The 18,099-nt window shown below is 36.5% G+C and carries 20 protein-coding genes; 8 read left to right on the top strand and 12 right to left on the bottom strand.

Going from position 1 to position 18,099, the window contains the following annotated elements:
• Window positions 1–7 precede the first annotated feature (7 nt).
• The 5 genes from recJ to G7081_RS04960 all read right to left on the bottom strand — a co-directional run bounded on the left by recJ (window position 8) and on the right by G7081_RS04960 (window position 5,693).
• On the bottom strand, window positions 8–2,302 hold the full coding sequence (gene recJ, locus G7081_RS04980; RefSeq protein WP_166007856.1) for a single-stranded-DNA-specific exonuclease RecJ: 2,295 nt from the start codon (window positions 2,300–2,302) through the stop codon (window positions 8–10).
• Between the two features lie 64 nt (window positions 2,303–2,366).
• Window positions 2,367–2,777: a LapA family protein gene (locus G7081_RS04975; protein ID WP_166007855.1), complete on the bottom strand. Its 411-nt coding sequence runs from the start codon at window positions 2,775–2,777 to the stop codon at window positions 2,367–2,369.
• A 23-nt stretch (window positions 2,778–2,800) separates the two neighbouring features.
• Window positions 2,801–3,733 carry a ribonuclease Z gene (rnz, locus tag G7081_RS04970; protein ID WP_166007854.1) on the bottom strand — a complete coding sequence of 311 codons (933 nt, stop codon included), beginning with the start codon at window positions 3,731–3,733 and terminating at the stop codon, window positions 2,801–2,803.
• Window positions 3,734–3,871: 138 nt separating this feature from the next.
• Window positions 3,872–5,188 carry a GTPase ObgE gene (obgE, locus tag G7081_RS04965; protein WP_166008393.1) on the bottom strand — a complete coding sequence of 439 codons (1,317 nt, stop codon included), beginning with the start codon at window positions 5,186–5,188 and terminating at the stop codon, window positions 3,872–3,874.
• A gap of 118 nt (window positions 5,189–5,306) precedes the next feature.
• Window positions 5,307–5,693, bottom strand: coding sequence for a YbaN family protein (locus G7081_RS04960; RefSeq protein ID WP_166007853.1), 387 nt, complete (start codon window positions 5,691–5,693; stop codon window positions 5,307–5,309).
• A gap of 155 nt (window positions 5,694–5,848) precedes the next feature.
• Here G7081_RS04960 and G7081_RS04955 point away from each other — a divergent pair, with 155 nt between their 5' ends.
• The 5 genes from G7081_RS04955 (at window position 5,849) to fni (ending at window position 10,924) form a co-directional block, all read left to right on the top strand.
• On the top strand, window positions 5,849–6,598 hold the full coding sequence (locus G7081_RS04955; protein ID WP_166007852.1) for a peptidylprolyl isomerase: 750 nt from the start codon (window positions 5,849–5,851) through the stop codon (window positions 6,596–6,598).
• Window positions 6,599–6,827: 229 nt separating this feature from the next.
• Window positions 6,828–7,781 (top strand): mevalonate kinase, encoded by a 954-nt coding sequence (mvk, locus tag G7081_RS04950; protein ID WP_166007851.1) that lies wholly within the window; start codon window positions 6,828–6,830, stop codon window positions 7,779–7,781.
• On the top strand, window positions 7,768–8,739 hold the full coding sequence (gene mvaD, locus G7081_RS04945) for a diphosphomevalonate decarboxylase (RefSeq protein ID WP_166007850.1): 972 nt from the start codon (window positions 7,768–7,770) through the stop codon (window positions 8,737–8,739). The genes mvk and mvaD overlap by 14 nt, the downstream gene beginning before the upstream one ends.
• 29 nt (window positions 8,740–8,768) lie before the next feature.
• Window positions 8,769–9,854, top strand: a complete 1,086-nt coding sequence (locus tag G7081_RS04940; RefSeq protein ID WP_166007849.1) for a phosphomevalonate kinase — start codon at window positions 8,769–8,771, stop codon at window positions 9,852–9,854.
• Between the two features lie 14 nt (window positions 9,855–9,868).
• Window positions 9,869–10,924, top strand: a complete 1,056-nt coding sequence (gene fni / locus G7081_RS04935) for a type 2 isopentenyl-diphosphate Delta-isomerase (RefSeq protein ID WP_238786623.1) — start codon at window positions 9,869–9,871, stop codon at window positions 10,922–10,924.
• Window positions 10,925–10,955: 31 nt separating this feature from the next.
• Here the strand turns inward: fni and G7081_RS04930 are convergent, their stop codons facing one another.
• Genes G7081_RS04930 through G7081_RS04915 form a run of 4 tightly spaced genes read right to left on the bottom strand, consistent with a single transcriptional unit; the run spans window position 10,956 to window position 14,368 of the window.
• A complete protein-coding gene (locus tag G7081_RS04930; protein WP_166007848.1) occupies window positions 10,956–12,740 on the bottom strand; it encodes a glycerophosphoryl diester phosphodiesterase membrane domain-containing protein in 1,785 nt (594 codons plus the stop codon).
• Between the two features lie 59 nt (window positions 12,741–12,799).
• Window positions 12,800–13,231, bottom strand: coding sequence for a MarR family winged helix-turn-helix transcriptional regulator (locus tag G7081_RS04925; RefSeq protein WP_166007847.1), 432 nt, complete (start codon window positions 13,229–13,231; stop codon window positions 12,800–12,802).
• 40 nt (window positions 13,232–13,271) lie between these two features.
• The gene (locus G7081_RS04920) at window positions 13,272–13,778 is read right to left on the bottom strand and encodes a GNAT family N-acetyltransferase (protein WP_166007846.1); all 507 of its coding nucleotides are present in this window, start codon (window positions 13,776–13,778) and stop codon (window positions 13,272–13,274) included.
• Complete coding sequence (locus tag G7081_RS04915) at window positions 13,778–14,368, bottom strand: hypothetical protein (protein WP_166007845.1); 591 nt, start codon at window positions 14,366–14,368, stop codon at window positions 13,778–13,780. The genes G7081_RS04920 and G7081_RS04915 overlap by 1 nt, the downstream gene beginning before the upstream one ends.
• A gap of 151 nt (window positions 14,369–14,519) precedes the next feature.
• On the opposite strand from G7081_RS04915, the gene G7081_RS04910 reads away from it, so the two are divergent.
• The 3 genes from G7081_RS04910 (at window position 14,520) to G7081_RS04900 (ending at window position 16,356) form a co-directional block, all read left to right on the top strand.
• Window positions 14,520–15,134, top strand: a complete 615-nt coding sequence (locus G7081_RS04910; protein ID WP_166007844.1) for a TetR/AcrR family transcriptional regulator — start codon at window positions 14,520–14,522, stop codon at window positions 15,132–15,134.
• Window positions 15,135–15,147: 13 nt separating this feature from the next.
• A complete protein-coding gene (locus G7081_RS04905; RefSeq protein WP_238786622.1) occupies window positions 15,148–15,576 on the top strand; it encodes a DUF2871 domain-containing protein in 429 nt (142 codons plus the stop codon).
• A 150-nt stretch (window positions 15,577–15,726) separates the two neighbouring features.
• On the top strand, window positions 15,727–16,356 hold the full coding sequence (locus G7081_RS04900) for an NAD(P)H-binding protein (protein WP_166007843.1): 630 nt from the start codon (window positions 15,727–15,729) through the stop codon (window positions 16,354–16,356).
• Window positions 16,357–16,382: 26 nt separating this feature from the next.
• On the opposite strand, the gene G7081_RS04895 is transcribed toward G7081_RS04900, so the two are convergent.
• From G7081_RS04895 to G7081_RS04885, 3 genes are read right to left on the bottom strand one after another with little or no spacing between them, the layout of a single operon-like run.
• Entirely contained in the window at window positions 16,383–16,694 is a 312-nt protein-coding gene (locus G7081_RS04895) for a DMT family transporter (protein ID WP_166007842.1), read from the bottom strand.
• A 1-nt stretch (window position 16,695) separates the two neighbouring features.
• A complete protein-coding gene (locus G7081_RS04890) occupies window positions 16,696–17,493 on the bottom strand; it encodes a DMT family transporter (RefSeq protein WP_166007841.1) in 798 nt (265 codons plus the stop codon).
• Window positions 17,494–17,519: 26 nt separating this feature from the next.
• The gene (locus G7081_RS04885) at window positions 17,520–18,068 is read right to left on the bottom strand and encodes a TetR/AcrR family transcriptional regulator (protein ID WP_166007840.1); all 549 of its coding nucleotides are present in this window, start codon (window positions 18,066–18,068) and stop codon (window positions 17,520–17,522) included.
• Window positions 18,069–18,099: the final 31 nt, after the last annotated feature.

Below are 18,099 nucleotides of genomic sequence, written 5' to 3'. Positions count from 1 at the left end.
TTTCCTCCTAGTTTAGCAACCAATCTCTTAACTCACTGATTTTGCTATATAATAAAAACTCTTCTGTTTTCATTTGTTTTTCACGCTGTTGATAAAGTTTACTTTCCTCCAGCTCACGACTAATAGGATTCTCAACTTTATTCATCAAACCATTTTCTATTGTAACAAATCCTAAGTCAGAAAACACTTGAATCATGAAAATTAATACTTGCGGTTTGATTTTCAAATACTGACTGATGGCAGGTAATTTGTGTCTAACATCAACATTTTTCTGATTGGCAATGAACTTAAAGAGCAGACCAAACTGTTCTCTAGAAGGCATGCCATTTAAATAGGCTTCATCTTTTGACGTTAAATAAACAAATATTTTTTTAGGTTCTAATTGTAATAACATCTCTTTTAATTCAGCTTTTTCAACTGGACAATCGACTAATACAATATCAGTCCATCCTCCTTTAGGAATGGCATTACCTATTAACACATTGTGTTCCGTTTTTTCTGACGCTTTTTCAAAAAGTTTCTCATCACTATAAATAAACAACGTTGTTTCAGAATTATGCTGATCTAACTTTATTTTTTGACCGCGCTTATCTAAAAGCTGTAACCCTGGAATTTTAAAATCATTAATCATGACTTGTGGTTTTTGATTGCCGTTCCATTCATTGATACTCAGCTGTCCCACAACAGAAACTTTTTCTGCTGTCGCCAATTCATCGTATTCTGTGCCTAAATTAAAGGCTAAGCAATCGAGATTACCACCAGTATCAGCCACTTGAAATTTCAAATGATTTTTATCCGCTCCAATTTGTTTCACTTGGACAGGCTGAACATCAGTGATTAAAAAGTTAGGTGCCGGATTATCAGTTCCAAAGGGCGCAAGTTTTCTAAGTTCTTGAATTTGTTTAATTGTGATGTCGGCGATGTCAATTTCACTATCAACACTTAGCGTTGGGCCTTCAGAAAAATCAATCTGCAACTCTTCTACAAATTTATTTAATTGCACTTGTAGTTTTTCTAAATTTTCTGATGGTAAGGACATACCTGCGGCCATTTGATGACCTCCAAAGGCAGTGAACAGTTCAGCTGCACTATTAAGTGCCTCATATAAATTAATTTGTTCAATACTTCGTCCTGATCCTTTTGCAATACCTGTTTCAGGGTCGATTCCTAAAACTAAGGCTGGACGTCCAGTTTCTTGAACTATTTTACTAGCAACAATCCCTAAAACACCAACATGCCAACCTTCTTTAGCTAAGACATAGATATCTTGCGAGGCACTACCATTAATCATCGCTAATGCTTCTGCTGAAATTTCTTTTACAATACTTTGGCGTTCTTGATTCACAGTATTAATCTGATTTGCTAGTCCGTCCGCTTCCTCTTTGTCAAAACTGCTCAACAATACGACTCCCGGTGTAGCATCTCCCAATCGGCCAATTGCATTTAAACGGGGAGCAATTCCAAAGCCGATTGACTCTTCCGTAATATCTTGTGGCTTAATATCGGCTGCTCTCAATAAAGTCGTCAAGCCCATTCTTTGACCTTGTTTCATCACTTCTAAACCATATTGAACGAGGACTCGATTTTCACCTGTCAGAGGGACTAAATCGGCAACCGTACCAATTGCCACAAGATCAAGCATCTCTTCCGGCAACTCTTCTAATAAGGCTGTCGCTAGTTTGAAAGCAACACCCACACCTGCCAACTCGCCAAATGGATAATTACCTTCAGGATGACGTGGGTGAACAATTGCATAAGCATTTGGTAATTCTTGAGGGATTTCATGATGATCTGTGACGACAACATCCACACCAACTGAGTTAGCATAGTCAATCGCATCATGACCTGCTACACCATTATCGACAGTGACAATTAGTTCAATGCCACGTTCTTCAATCAAGCGTTTATAAGTCTCTTTATTCGGCCCGTAACCATCTTTGAAACGATCAGGTAAATAGACAGAAACTTCTCCCCCAACCGTTTCAATTGCTTCTTTTAAGACTGTCGTACTAGTAATGCCATCAGCATCGTAATCACCATAAATCAAGATAGATTGACCCATAGCGATTCCTTCTTGAATTCGCTCAACCGCTTTTTCCATATCAAACATTAAATATGGATCATGAATTAAATCTGGTGTTGGCTCAAAGAAGGCTTGTAACATTTCTTCAGTTTGGATACCACGTTGCCATAACAACGGTGCAAACATTTCAGGTAAATCATGGCTACTTAACCACGGAATTAAGCTGGTACTCGCTTGATTATCTTCCGTTACTTTCCATGAATAATTTGGTTTTCCCATCTTCTTAGCTCCTAAACTATAAATAATCATTAGAAAACGCCTGACAACAGGTCAGACGTTTGTATTAATCAGCAATATGTTCGTCAATATCCGACAGTTGAATGGGTTGAGTATAACCTTCTGCATAGATTTTAACTTGACGTTCTAACTCAACAATTTTTTGATCTTTCGCGGCAATTTGAGCGTAAAGTTCTGCACCCGATGCTAATACTTTACCTTCAACACCTTGCTCTGCTTCTTTAATTTCTTCCTCTAAACGCTTAATTTTTTTGCGTTGTTTCCAGTAACTTGAAAATAGTGACATCCCAACAATCAAGGCTCCGACTACAGCTGAACCTAAGATGACATAAATAAGTGGAAACTCAAATTCAGCAAAGCCGAAATTAACACGTGTTGGTCGAATATTAATGACAGAAAAAACTGCAATAAAACCGACTAAAATAAAACTAAAAATTAATTTACCTTGTTCTCTCATATGCACTACATCTCCTATAATCCTTATTTTCCTGGAAAGGGAATATCAAATAAATCAAAATCTTTCACTATCTGACTATCATTAAAGACCGCTTGGGCTTCTTTTTCTAAATCATTAGCAGCTTTACCCACATACCTAGCACTAATGTGTGTTAAGAATACGCGTTTTACATTGGCTTCAATTGCAACTTCTGCTGCTTGTTTCGTTGTTGAATGGAAATAAGCCTTGGCTAACTTGGCCTCTTCTTGGTTAAAGGTGCTTTCATGAACTAAAACGTCAGCATCTTTAGCTAACTTAATAGCATTGGGGTGCTTTCTAGTATCTCCTAAAATTGTTACGACACGGCCTTTTTGTGGTTCACCCACATAATCTTTGCCGTCCAGAATGCGACCATCTGGCAATTCGACTTTCTTACCGCTTTTCAGCTTACCATAGATTGGTCCGGAAGGAACATTCTCAGCACGTAATTTTTCAACTTGAAGCTCTCCGTCGTAGTCTGCTTCTTCAATTCGGTAACCAAAGCATTTAATACGATGATCTAATGGTTCGCAAACAACCGTAAATTGATGATCCTTAAAAATTTCACCTGTCTCATCAATTTCATTGTAAATGATGGGATATTTCAAATGAGATTCGGATACTCTTAAACTCGTTTCCACAAAATCTTTAATCCCTTTAGGTCCAATAATAGTTAATGGCTCTACGCCGCCTTGGAATGAACGACTACTTAATAAGCCAGGCAAGCCAAAAATATGATCCCCGTGTAGGTGTGTAATAAAAATTTTTTCTATTTTACGAGGTCTAATATTTGTTCTTAAAATTTGTTGTTGTGTCCCTTCGCCACAATCAAATAGCCATACGGCATTTCGCTCATCTAATAACTTCAAAGCGATACTTGTGACATTTCGTTGTTTCGCTGGTACGCCAGCACCTGTTCCTAAGAATTGTATTTCCATTTATACCAAACTCTCTAAAATTATTTTCAAATACACTCAGTCAAATGACTGCCTTTACGTCTCTTCTATTGTAACAAAAAAGACCTTATCTTAAAACAAAAAAAGACCTCTTACCGAAGTAAAAGCTCTTTATAATGGTTAATCAATAAATTCGAAGGCAAATTCTCCGATACGAACTAAGTCGCCATCAATGGCACCTTTAGCACGTAATGCCTCATCAATCCCCATACCACGCAATTGACGAGCGAAACGCATAACACTCTCATCATGATCAAAGTTAGTCATCTTGAATAATTTTTCAAGACTTTCTCCTGACAATACCCAAGTAGAATCATCATCACGAGAAATATCAAATTGACGTTCTTCAGGAGTAAATTCATAGCGAACTGTTTCTTCTTCTAAACTCTCTTGATCGTATAATGGGAATTCTGGTGTTGTTTCAACTAAATCAACTGTCGCACTCATCAATGGTTCTAACCCTTTATGAGCAATACTTGAAATAGCAAACACTGGAATTTTATCTGCAAATTCATCAGTAACATCTGCATATAATTTTTCTTTAAATTCTTTTAAGTTCTCTTCGGCATCTGGCATATCCATTTTATTAGCTACCACAATTTGTGGACGTTCTAACAAACGTAAGTTGTGACTTTCTAACTCTTTGTTAATAGCTAGATAATCTTCATAAGGATCACGGCCTTCTGAGCCACTCATATCAATGACGTGTAAAATAACACGTGTACGTTCAATATGACGTAAGAATTGGGTTCCTAGTCCAATACCTTGTGAGGCGCCTTCAATCAGACCTGGTAAGTCCGCCATAACGAAACTACGACCATCTTCAACAGATACCATTCCTAAGTTAGGAACTAATGTTGTAAAGTGGTAAGCACCAATTTTTGGACGAGCTTTTGAAACGATTGATAAAATTGTTGATTTACCAACTGAAGGGAAACCAACTAAACCAACATCAGCTAGAACTTTTAACTCTAACTCAATTTTCTTCTCGTCTCCCGGTTCACCATTTTCAGCAATCTCTGGTGCTGGATTTCTTGGCGAAGCAAAACGAATATTACCACGGCCACCACGACCGCCTTTGGCAACGCGCAATTCTTGCCCTTGCTCGATTAAATCACCAATTAATGTCCCTGTTTCAGCATTACGAACTGTTGTGCCGGGAGGAACTGCTACATAAGTATCATCCGCTCCACGACCATGCATTCCTTTACTCATCCCATTTTCCCCTGGTGTTGAACGGAAGAAACGATTGAATCGGAAATCCATTAAGGTTCTTAAGCCTTCATCTACTACTAATATAATATCGCCACCACGACCGCCATCTCCCCCTGCAGGGCCACCGTCTGGGACGTATTTCTCTCTTCTAAAAGCAACCATTCCGTCACCGCCTTTACCGGCTTTAACGTCAATTGTTACCTGATCTAAAAACATGGACATCATTTGTCCTCCTAATCTTTTTCATCTTCTATTCATTCTACGTGCTAGAGAGCTATTTGTCTAGGTATTATTCTTATCTCTCGCGATTTATGTGATAAAAAAATGACTAAATAAAAATTTAGTCATTTTCAGTCGTTGAAACTTTGACTGGCATATTAAAATAGCGGGTTAGTAAAAATAAATGTGCAACATATACGGTGATTAAAATAATTTTAATCATCCAACTGTCTATAATAAAAAAAGGAATCGCTAAAATAAATAAAATACCTACAAACATTTTGACTTGCTCTCGCTTCCCCATCTTCTTTTCAATAATCATTTCTTGAATATATTTTTGATAATAAGTCGTCCCCACAAAATAATCATGCAATTTTTCAGAACTATTCAGCCAAAAGAAACCCGTTAATAAATAAAATGGGGTCGTCGGTAATATCGGAAAAAAGATGCCAATGGTTCCTAATACAAACGTCAGACTTCCTAATATGATAAAAAGAAGTTTTTTCATTCTTCATCACTCCTCTATTATGAGTTAAATGGTTCGCGCTCAGCATAGCACACTTCTGCTTAAAAAGCCTACTCTATTACGCTTGAGATATTTCTATACTAAATCCATATTATTTGTTATGCTATTTTTGAAAACAAAGGAAATGGGGAAATGAAATGAAACGTAAAAAAATATTAGTCAGTTTATCAGCTATTGCAATGACAACCCTGATTGCTGGTTGTACGGCTGGGACTGATTCTGCTAAAAGTAATACCACCGATCAAACAACTGAAAAAGTTGATGTTAACACACTAGATTTACCACAATTATCTAATGACATTGCTGAAAATGAAGTGGCTGCTGACATTGTGACATCACTTGGCACTATCTCAGTTAAACTGTTCCCGGAACAAGCACCTAAAGCTGTTGAAAACTTTATGACTCACGCTCGTGACGGCTATTATAATGACGTAAAATTTCACCGTGTTATTAAAGACTTTATGATTCAAACCGGTGACCCTCGTGGTACTGGTATGGGTGGTGAAAGTATTTTTGGTGAAGAATTTGCACCGGAAATTTCGAACCAACTTTATCACATCAATGGAGCACTAGCCATGGCCCGCACTGGTGGACCAGTTACTGATAAGACTCAAGGAAGTCAATTTTATATCGTCCAAAACGATCAAGATGTGTCAGGTCAATTATCAAAAGGAAATGTTAACTACCCTGACAAAATCAAAGAGGCTTATAAAAAAGGAGGCACTCCATTTTTAGATGCAGAATACTCTGTCTTTGGACAAGTCATTTCTGGTTTAGATATTGTTAAACAAATTGGAGAATTAGAAACTGTTGCACAAGATGCCCCAGCCAAAGATTTCCGTATTGAAAAGATTAATATCATTAAAGATTTACCTGAAACTAAATAACCTCTTGGACTTGTTGAACATTCAACAAGTCTTTTTATTTATAAAGATTTGTTAAGACCAACCCTTAGTACTAACTTTTATTTAATATGTTTAGTAAACTAGCATTATAAAATAACATTTATTACTTATATATATGTCAGTTACATTGCAATGTACGCTAACTTATTTTAAAATAGTGAAGTTGAGGCTTTTTTGCCTAATTTTACGTAAGAAAGGATTGGCCTATCAGATGGTATATAATGGAACCGGTACAGCTAACGGGAAGATTATCTTAATTGGCGAACACGCTGTTGTTTATCACCAACCATCAATCGCTCTTCCTTTCCCAGCTATTCAAGTAAAAGTACACGTTACTCCATCTGAAACTGAGACAACGATTGATTGCGCTTTTTATACTGGATTGTTAACGACAATGCCAGAGCTATTAGAAAGTATCAAAAAAACAATTGAATTAACCCTACTCGATTTAAATAAAATATCGGTACCGCTTGCGATTAAAATCGATAGCACGATTCCAGCTGAACGGGGCATGGGTTCAAGCGCTGCGGTTGCAGTTGCCATCACACGAGGACTATACAATTATTTTGATGCTCCATTAACGCAAGAGCAATTATTAAAAACCGTTGCTGAAGCTGAAAAGATAGCTCATGGAAACCCTAGTGGCCTAGATGCTTTAATGACTAGCAGCTCACATCCCTATTACTTTATTAAAGGGCAAGAACCTAAAAAACTACCACTTAATTTAAATGCCGTCCTAGTCGTCGCCGATACTGGTATCACAGGCCAAACAAAAAAAGTGGTCGAAGCGATTGCTAAAAAAGTATCTGGACCAAACCAAGTGCCTTATCAAGATGCCTTGTACCAATTGGGGCAATTAACAAATTCTGCAAGAATTGCCTTAGCAGAAAATCAACCTGTGAAACTTGGAGAAATCTTAACGAAAGCCCAAAAACAATTAGCTTTCTTAGGCGCAAGTAATGAGAACCTTGATACTTTAATTGAAGCAGCTCTTAATGCTGGATCATTAGGTGCTAAATTAACTGGTGGCGGTGCCGGCGGCTGTATGATTGCTCTTGCAAGTGATACAACGTCCGCTAATGATATTGCCCTATCTTTAAAACAAAATGGAGCCAAAGAAACTTGGCTATATGAAATGAGTGACTTATCAAATGAAATCAGCTAAAGCTAAAGCCCATACAAATATCGCTCTAATTAAATACTGGGGTAAAAAAGACCCAAAATTATTTTTACCAATGAACAGCAGTCTTTCACTGACGCTAGACGCTTTTTATACAGAAACCGAAGTCATCTTAGACGGTAATTTGGAAATGGATCAATTTATTTTAAACGATGAGATTCAAGGAGAAGCTGAAACAACAAAAATTTCAAACTTCCTAAATCTCTTTAGACAAGAAACTGGTATCTTAACTCCTGCTAAAGTGACAAGTCAAAACTTTGTCCCCACTGCTGCTGGATTAGCATCATCTGCTTCCGCATTTGCAGCCCTTGGCGCTGCAATGAATGAAGTTAGCGGAATGAAGGCAGATCCCACAACACTATCAACCTTTGTTAGGCGTGGTAGCGGAAGTGCTACTCGTAGTGTCTTTGGCGGTTTTGTTGAATGGCAAATGGGAACTTGTAACGAAGATAGCCATGCTATCCAAATTGATGATGCCAGTTGGGATATTGCGATGGTAACCGTTGCTGTTAATACTGGTAAAAAAACTATTTCTAGTCGTCAAGGCATGCAATTAACCGTAGATACTTCACCTTTTTATGCTAGTTGGGTAGAAACAGCTGCCACAGATTTAGTCGACATCAAACAAGCCATTCGTAATCAAGATTTTCAACAACTTGGTGAAATCACTGAATCAAATGGCATGAAGATGCACGGGACGATGTTAGGTGCTCGTCCACCATTTACCTATATGGAGCCCACAACTATTGATGTTTTAGCTGCCGTTCGTCAGTTACGTCAACAAGGTTTTGAAGCCTACTACACAATGGATGCCGGTCCGAACGTAAAAGTTCTCTGCCATCTATCTGATTCAGAAAAAATTCAAATGAAATTAAAAGAAGCCTTCCCTAATAATCCTGTGATTATTTCAAAAGTTGGCGGTGGAATTGAATTGCTTTCTTAAAAGCACAATTCTTAGAGAGGACGTTTTTTATGATTAAAGCTAGTGCCCCAGGAAAACTCTATATTGCCGGTGAATACGCCGTGTTAGAACCAGGTCACCCAGCTATTTTAGTTGCCTTAGACCAATTCATTACTGTTTATTTAAAAGAAGCTAAAGACCAAGGATCGATCCGTTCAAGCTATTCAAATGGTATGTCGATTCCCTGGACTCGCCGAAACGGTCATTTTTTTATTGATGAACGTGAAAATCCTTTCGCTTATGTTGCACAAGCTGTGACAACAACTGAACACTACATTGAAGAAAAAGGCATTGAGCTAAGTTTCTTTGATATTGAAATTGAAAGTGATTTAGACAATAAAGATGGTCGCAAATACGGATTAGGTTCAAGTGGTGCTGTAACAGTTGCTACAATTAAAGCACTCCTACTCTTTTACAAGGTGCCTTTTAATCAAGATTTAGTATACAAACTAGCTGCCTTAACCCACATGAGTATAAAAAGTAATGGCTCTTTTGGTGATTTAGCTGCCAGTACATTTGGTGGTTGGACAGCTTATTCATGTTTTGATCGCCAGTGGGTTGCCAATGCTCGGGAGCAATTATCATTACATGAATTGGTTTCATTAGACTGGCCTGACTTAATGATTGAACCCTTAACACCGCCAACTAATTTAGAATTATTAATCGGTTGGACTGGTACCCCCGCTTCAACCACGCAACTGGTCGACCTATTAAACGAAGAAGTTCATGATGAAGAACATTTCTATTCTCGTTTCTTACAAGATAGTAAGGAATGTGTTAACAACTTAATCACAGCTTTCAAATCGAACGATTTAGAAACTATTCAAGCGGGTATTCGTCAAAACCGTCAACTATTACAGCAATTAGGTAAAAATAGTGGCATCCACATTGAAACTGCCCCTCTGTTTGATCTTTGCGAAATAGCCGAAGATTATCACGGCGCTGCTAAATCATCTGGGGCTGGTGGTGGTGACTGTGGAATTGTCATTATTGATAACACATTAGATGCACATGGCTTAATGACAGAATGGCAACAAGCGGGAATAGAACCCCTTCCCTTATGTGTCCATTTTGAAAAAGCCTTAACCATTAAGTAAAGGAGCTAAGCAATATGTCACAACAAATGAATCGAAAAGATCAACACGTTGCTTTAGCAAATGAGCAATATCAAGTCCAAGCCATGTCTGATTTTGATCAAGTTCGCTTTGTTCATCAATCTCTACCACAAATTGATTTGGCTGATGTTTCATTAAAAACCCGGTTTGCTGGTTTAGACTTAGACTATCCATTCTATATAAATGGCATGACAGGTGGTAGCGAAAAAACAGCCATCATCAATCAACAGTTAGCTGAAGTTGCAAAAGCAACTGGCATTGCGATGGCAACTGGATCTGTCAGTGCGGCTTTGAAACATCCTGAAACAGCAGCAAGCTATCAAATAGTCCGTGAAGTGAATCCTGATGGTTTAGTTTTTGCAAACCTTGGGGCTGAACATTCTGTTGAAAATGGTAAAAAAGCTGTCGCTTTATTAAAAGCTGACGCTATTCAAATTCATGTCAATGCACCACAAGAAATGATTATGCCAGAAGGCAGTCGAGAATTCAGCACTTGGTTAGATTCAATTAAAGCCATGGTTGAAGGTGTTGGCGTTCCCGTTATTGTTAAAGAAGTCGGCTTTGGAATGAGTCGTGATACTATTTCTCAACTCAGCTCAATTGGTGTTAAAACAATTGATATTAGCGGTCGCGGCGGTACTAACTTTGCGACAATTGAAAATGCCCGTCGTCCCGAACAAGAACTAGATTTATTAGCTAACTGGGGACAATCCACTGCCATCAGTTTAATTGAAGCGTATAATTTCTCAATGACCCACGATATTTTAGCTTCTGGTGGCATCCGTAATCCACTGGACATGGCAAAAGCTCTCGCCCTTGGCGCTAAAGCTTGTGGACTTTCCGGACAAATTCTTGAACTTGTCCAAAAACAAGGTGTTGAAGAAACCATTAAAATCGTTAATAGCTGGAAAGATCAATTACAAACAATCATGACCCTACTCGGTTGTCGTAAAGTATCTGATTTAAAACAAACCGATTTAGTTTTAACTGGTTCTGTCAAAGACTGGTGCGATGTTCGTGATTTGAACTATCGTAAATTTGCTAATAGATAAACAAAAAGAGAGAGCAGCAGCTCTCTCTTTTTTATTTACTTAATAAGTAAGACACACGATTAGCAAAGGTCTTTGTTTCTTCTTCACTATCTCTAAACTTAACACCTCGATCAGGATGGTTCGTAATAATACCATCCATATCCAGACGTAAATATTTTTTCAACAACTCATCTTCGTTAACTGTCCAAACAAACAAATCCTTATTCATCTCAGCAGCTTGTTCTCGAACATTTTCTCTAATTGAAAATTCTTCTAAAACATAAAAATCATGCTGTGTATCAGGTAATTCCCCTAGATTCAAAGGAATGACATAACCCGTCTTAACTTTAGGCTCGATGTCTTTTAATTGATTCAAAACCTTTAAATCTAAAGACTGAACTAGAAAATCATCTAAGACATCCTTTTCAACCATTAAATCAATTAGTTTTTGAGGCATTTCCTTTGATTCATGCCCATGTGGTTTAACTTCAATTAAAAGCTTAATTTTTAATTCTTTAGCCTTATCAATATACTCTGACAGTGTGGGAATATGATCTTCAAAACCGCTTTGTGATAAGGTCAATTTTTGAACCTCTTCTAACGTCATATCATAAACCATCTTATTGGTACCTGTTAGACGTTTTAAATTAACATCATGCATCACAATAAATTGACCATCTTTAGTTTCTTGAATATCCATTTCAACCATATCAGCATCGGCTTCAGCTGAACCAACTAATGAGCCAATACTATTTTCTACCCCTTTTTCAGTAAATCCGCGATGAGCAACAATGGTTGTTTGAGGCTGATAAATAATATTGCTAACAGTCCAGGTATTAAAAGCTAACATTCCTAATAAACCAAGGGCTAGTCCAAATTTCACCCACTTATTCGTTAAGAAACGATGCCATTTACTACCTTGAACTTTTTCAGGTTCTGTTTTATTTAAATAATTTTCATCGTCTGTACTAGCAATAATCCCGTTTACTACTACTGGTTGAATTAATCCACCAAAAAAGAAAGTCAATAGTTGAATAACTGTTAAAACAATTCCCGCAATAATTGGTGAAGCAACCGGCAGGAGCCAATCGCTCAACATAACAGGACTAACAACTAAGAACATCACTAAACCAACAATAATTAAGTAAATAGTCATAATGCAAAATTGTAAGAAGAAGTTACTGATTGTTTTTCCTTTGGCGTAGTTCCAACTTCTTTTTATACTTTCCCAAATCGTCGCATCAGGATCCAATAAAAAGAAATAAAGCATGTAAATAAGTTTCAACGCCAAGTAAACTAAAATAATTGTCAAACCAGTGATTAAAATAAAGCCAACTGTTGTCATCGACAACTCATCTACAATAAAATCAGGAATTTTCAACGAACTAACTAAATCAGGTTTCAATCCCAAGGAAGCAATCGGTAAAACTAGTAGGAAATAACCAGCTAAAATTAATAAATGACCGCTAAAAAAATAACGAATTTTATGATGAAGATGGCCGACCACCTTGCGAATGCTGACAGGCTCTCCAGTACGGTGGTAGCCACTTAAAACAAAGTAGTAACCTAGTTCATAGAATACGGAATAAACAGCTAGCAGTAGCCATAGAACCCCTAATATCAAAGCCCAAGGATTTTTGAATAACAAAAGAATTGTTTCGTTTGTCAAACCGGCAACTTGTGCTTTTTCTAACATCAGATAAAAAATAAAACTTAAGGCAGGTAAGACAATTAAAAAGCGAACTCCCTGTAGAAAGAGTAAACTCTTAAAGTAATCTGGCCAGTGACTTAACACCTGCATGTAACTATTTTTCACATTTTTTACTAACTTACTCATACATTGTCATCCTCAATATAATTATTTTTATAAAAAAAGTCTCTAGGATATGGTTCTTCCTAGGACTCTCTTGCTTCATCAATTTTTTTAAATACTTTTAGGGTTTCTAAAAATCGTTGTTGTTCTACTTTATCCATACGGTTATAGTCGTTAGTAATAATTTTTTCGTATTTATCATAGAGACTAGCTGCAAGACGCTCACCTTTTTTAGTAAATGAAATATCATAAAAACGCTTATCTTCTGATGATTGTTTTTTTTCAATAATATCATCCGCAATCAAGCGCGTTAACAAGCGACTCGTATATCCTTTATCAAGTGCTAATTCCGATTCGATTGACTTGGCTGATACTGTTCCATTTTCCCACAATTCAAAAATAATACGCATTTCATTGAAATTAAAATCATCTTCCGCCATTTCTTTTTCCAAAAATGTAACATAATTAAAAAATGACTTAATAAACCCATTTACATCATGTTTTTGTGATTTCATTTAAAACCCTCCTAAATCCGAGCATCTTACTGATTTACTTCTACCATTCCGACTTAAGAATAGCATAATAATATTCATCCCACCAACCATCAGCTACTGGAATACATTCTTTAAAGTAACCTTCTCTACGCATCCCTAACTTTTCCATTAATTTGTAGGAACTACTATTTTCAGGCTGACACGTTGCAATGACGCGATGAATCCCTTTTTCTTTAAAGCCCCAGTCCATCAGAGCTTGTGCTGCTTCAAAAGCATAGCCATTGCCTTGATATGCCTGATTAAAAACCCAACCAATTTCATACGAATGATCACCAAAAAACGGCTCAAAATATAAGTGACCAATGACTTTTTTTTCTTCCTTTAACACAATCGGATAATAAGCAACTTTACGATTATTTTTAGCAATAAACTCTTTTATCGACTCTATGGTAAAAGATTCTTCTGGTAAATAATGCATCGTCTCTTTATCACCTAAGAATTCTAAAGCCTCTGTACTATCAGAAGCTTTATAATCTCTAATAATTAAACGCGGTGTTTCAATCAACATTATTTAAACATTCCTAAAATATCTGTAATATCAATATTCATTTTATTACCGTTAACTTGGGTTTTTGCTCCTTTTTGAGTTAATTCTTTCCCAAGCTGACCTAAAATATCACCAAAAACATCATTCATACCAGATTTTTGTTCTTGTACTTTAGTTTGATTACCACCAAACATGCCACCTAGAATATCACCTAAGTCGGGCGTTTTAGGCGCTTGTTGAGTGCTAGGTTTCCCTCCTAGAATATCACCTAAAATATCACCTAGGCCACCTGACTGACGGTGTTGTTCTACTTTAGGGGATTGCCCTTGTCCAAAGATAGAGCCAAGAATATCGCCTAAATCCGGAGCTTCATATTCAACCTTCGTTTGACCTTTCTTAGCCGCCTCTTTTATTAAGTCTGTAATATCAATCGCAGCTTTTTGTCCCGCTTCTAGCGGAATACCACGAGCAGCTTTATCTAATGTTTCTAGTTGATTTTGAATTGATTCTTGAGCACTGCCTGCTGGTGCTGGCCCTGCTTCATTCAAATAGATATCTTGTTTATTTTGATCTAATCCTGTTGCACCCAATAAGTCTGTTAAAAGTCCCATAAGTCACCTCGTCGTTTTATTTAACTACTCTTATGAACATTTTATCATAGATTATCTAAAAGCTACATTTTTAACTGTCTTGAGACAAAAAGATTGACCAGTGACATCGTGTCACTTATTATAATAGATAGATACTGAGGAGGTGAACGACATGCCCACTGAAACATTTTTTAATCTAAAACCAGAGAAAAAAAATCTCATTTTAAATGCTGCTTTCAAAGAATTTTCACAACATAATATTCATGATGCACTAGTATCAAATATTGTGGCTGACAGCAATATTTCTCGAGGTGCTTTCTACAAATATTTTACTGATATTGAAGATCTATACTACTTCGTTTATCGACAAATAACTGAAGATGCTCACAGTTTGGTCATTGATGGTATTAAACGTGCTGATGGTGATTTATTCTTAGGAATTGAATATTATCTATCTGCATTGGTTTTAAGCTACTCTACTTCTGATCATCAGAAGTATTTTGAAACGTTAACTTTAAATACCAACTATGAATTAGAACATAAGCTTTCTGGTGAAGACCAGTCTGAATCATCTGCTTCGATGAAACAATTTGCTAGATTAATTAATCCTGATAATTTACTGATTCAATCAAAAGCTGAGATGATCGATTTTCTTAAAGTCTTAACACCTTTAATTCACCAATGTATGATTGATTATTTTGTTAATAAATGGGATGAAGACGAACTTATTACTCAGTATCATAGACGCATTAAATGGTTAAAACATGGCGTACTAAAAAACGAATAGGAGATTTACACACATGATGAACAAACTTTTTAAAACAAGTAGTTTTTACCTTATTTTAGGATTAATCTTAGGAGTGTTTTACCGCGAATTTACTAAATTTAATAACTTTGAAGGTTCAACACAATTAAGCATTACACATACACACACTTTAGTTTTAGGAATGATGATGTTTTTAATTGTCCTTTTACTTGAAAAGAATTTTAACTTGTCGCAATTTAAACAATTCAACACATTCTATTTAACTTATAACATCGGTTTATTACTTTCAATCACAATGATGATTGTTCACGGTGTTTTAACAGTTTTAGGTAAAGATGGTGGCGCTGTAATGCCAGAAGCAGCTATTTCAGGAATGGCTGGTTTAGGTCACATCATTATGACAGCTGGTTTAGCTTTCTTATTCCACACAATTTCAAAAGCTGTTAAATTAGCTAGCAAGTAATTGCATTAACTCAAAGAAGCCCGTTATTAAATAACGAGCTTCTTTTTTTATCTTTTAAAATATTGCTGTGACTGCGTACTAAAGTTTGACCTTTTGCAAAATAAGGCTTAGCATTAAGATGTAAAGATATTTAGAAAGGGATGAAGTCTGATGAAAATTGGTATTGTTGGTGCTACTGGAAAACAAGGTAATTTATTACTTTTAGAAGCTTATCGTCGTGGTCATGAAGTAACTGCTCTTATTCGCGATCAAGCTAAACTACGTCATGAAGTTCCCTATATAGAAAAAGAATTATATGCTTTAACCCCTAAAGAAGTTGAACAGTTCGATGTGATTGTTTCAGCTTATAATGCTCCTGAAAACATGCCTCAACTTCATCAAACCGCACTTCGTCATTTGACTAAAATCCTTAAATATTCAGATACTCGATTATATGTTGTCGGTGGCGCTGGTAGCCTTTGGACTGATTCTGAAAAAGTTGAGCGCTTATTTGAAACTAATGATTTTCCTAAAGACTTTTACCCTGTTGCTTCAAGTATGTATCAGTCCCTATTTGAGCTTGAAAAGAGTAAAGCAACCAACTGGACCTATGTTAGTCCTGCTGCTGATTTCGACTTTGAAGGCGTCCTAACCGATGAGTACCAATTAAGTAATGATATTTTAACTCTTAATGAGGCTGGTAATAGTTACATTAGCTACTTAGACTATGCTAAAGGCATGATCGACCTAATCGAAGGGAAAGAACACAATAAAGAACATGTTTCACTTGTAAGTAAATAAAAAGACTCCCAGTTGGGAGTCTTTTTTTATGCAACTAATTTTAACGCTACTGTTGATAATAAGATTAAAGCAATACATGCTAAACGTTTGCGATCTGTTGAATCTTTGTACAATACAATACCAACGATTGCTGTCCCAACTGTTCCAATACCGGTCCAGATGGCATAACCTGTTCCCATAGGTATCTCTTGTAGCGCAACAGAAAGCAATAGTAAGCTACTTCCCATTGTGAAGAAGGCAAATAAGATTGCTTTGAAGTTTCCTTCAGCGACACGTTTTAAATTCCAAACACCGATAACTTCCATTAAACCGGCACCAATCAATGCTAACCACGCCATCTTACTTCACCTCTTTCTGTTCATTAGACTTAGCAAGTTTACCTGCTGTTCTTTCAGCATCTTCCATTTCTAATTCATTCATTAATTTACTAATTTTTAGTTTTAATGCATCCATCTCATCTAGTTGTGATTCATCAATACTCTCTAAAGTTTCTTTCAATTGTTCAGACGCGTCTTCCTTTGCAACTTCTTCAGAAACAATAGCCAATTTCTCTTCATCACTTACTGAAGGTGTTTGATCTTCATGAGAAATAACTTCTTCTGCTGAAACCTGTTCTGTATCAATTGTATCAAGCTCTGATTCTTCAGAATGATGGTCAACATCATGATCCACTTCCGCTTGTTCTAACATGGCAATGGTTTCATCTTCTACAATTTGCTCAACTTGGTCAATTTGTTCTTGCTCTGCTTTTTCTTTTTCAGAACGAACAACAAAAGGTTTTAAAGCTTCAATATTTTCCAAGTCTTCTTTATTTTCTTGATTTTGTGATTCAATTAATTTCAACCCAATGATTCCTACGAGTAATGTTCCCATGAAGAAAATTTTCACACCACTGATTTTTTCATCAAATAAAAAGACCCCTACTAAAATTGAGCCAATTGACCCTAGTCCTGCAAAGACTGCATAAACTGTACCAATCGGTAATTTTTTTACTGATGCTGTCAGCAAGTAAAAACTTACAACTACACCAATTGCTGTTAATAACCATTCAAAAAAGTTTGTTGCATGTGCTAAACCAGTTACCCAAACTAGCTCAAACAATGAAGCTACAACAACTTTTAACCAATCTTTTGTCATTTAAAACACCTCTTCATCTTTAAATTCTATTTATCTTCTGCTTCAGTTGTCCACTTAATCATACGTGCAAGGACTGCTTCACGTAGCTCTGTTTCTAACGGCTCTGCTTTAAAAAGTTCCGCATAATACAGTCCGTCAATCGCTAAACGAATAATTGTTGCTAGTACCGGATCATATCCATCCATTGTAACATGCTCTTGGATGACATTGAAACTGCGGGAATTATTCCCTTCTTTTTGACTGGCCATTGCACCAGCGACTAAAGCATTATTAAGACCACGCTCACCTTTCAAATCAGCATTCGACACATCGATTAATGCACGTGTCCAAGACCCTGTTGAACTTTCTTTTTGAGCAACTTCATCTTCGATTTTATGTATATAATCTTCATCCAACATATTCGCTAATTCAACTAATAGTTGATCTTTATTTTTATAGTAATGTGTAATGCCACCTTTACTGAAACAGGCCTGTTTGGCTACTTCATCTAAGGTCATATCGTGCAATCCTTTTTTCGCTAGTAATTGATTGGCGCTTTGTAAGATATGTTTTTTACGTTCTTCAATCGACAACATTTCATAAGACTCCTCTAAACAAATTAGGCTA

This window comes from Vagococcus coleopterorum, assembly GCF_011303955.1.
In the GTDB taxonomy this organism is placed as follows: Bacteria; Bacillota; Bacilli; order Lactobacillales; family Vagococcaceae; genus Vagococcus_D; species Vagococcus_D coleopterorum.
The sequence above is the reverse complement of the archived record's forward strand: the minus strand, read 5'-3'. Positions and strand labels throughout refer to the sequence as shown.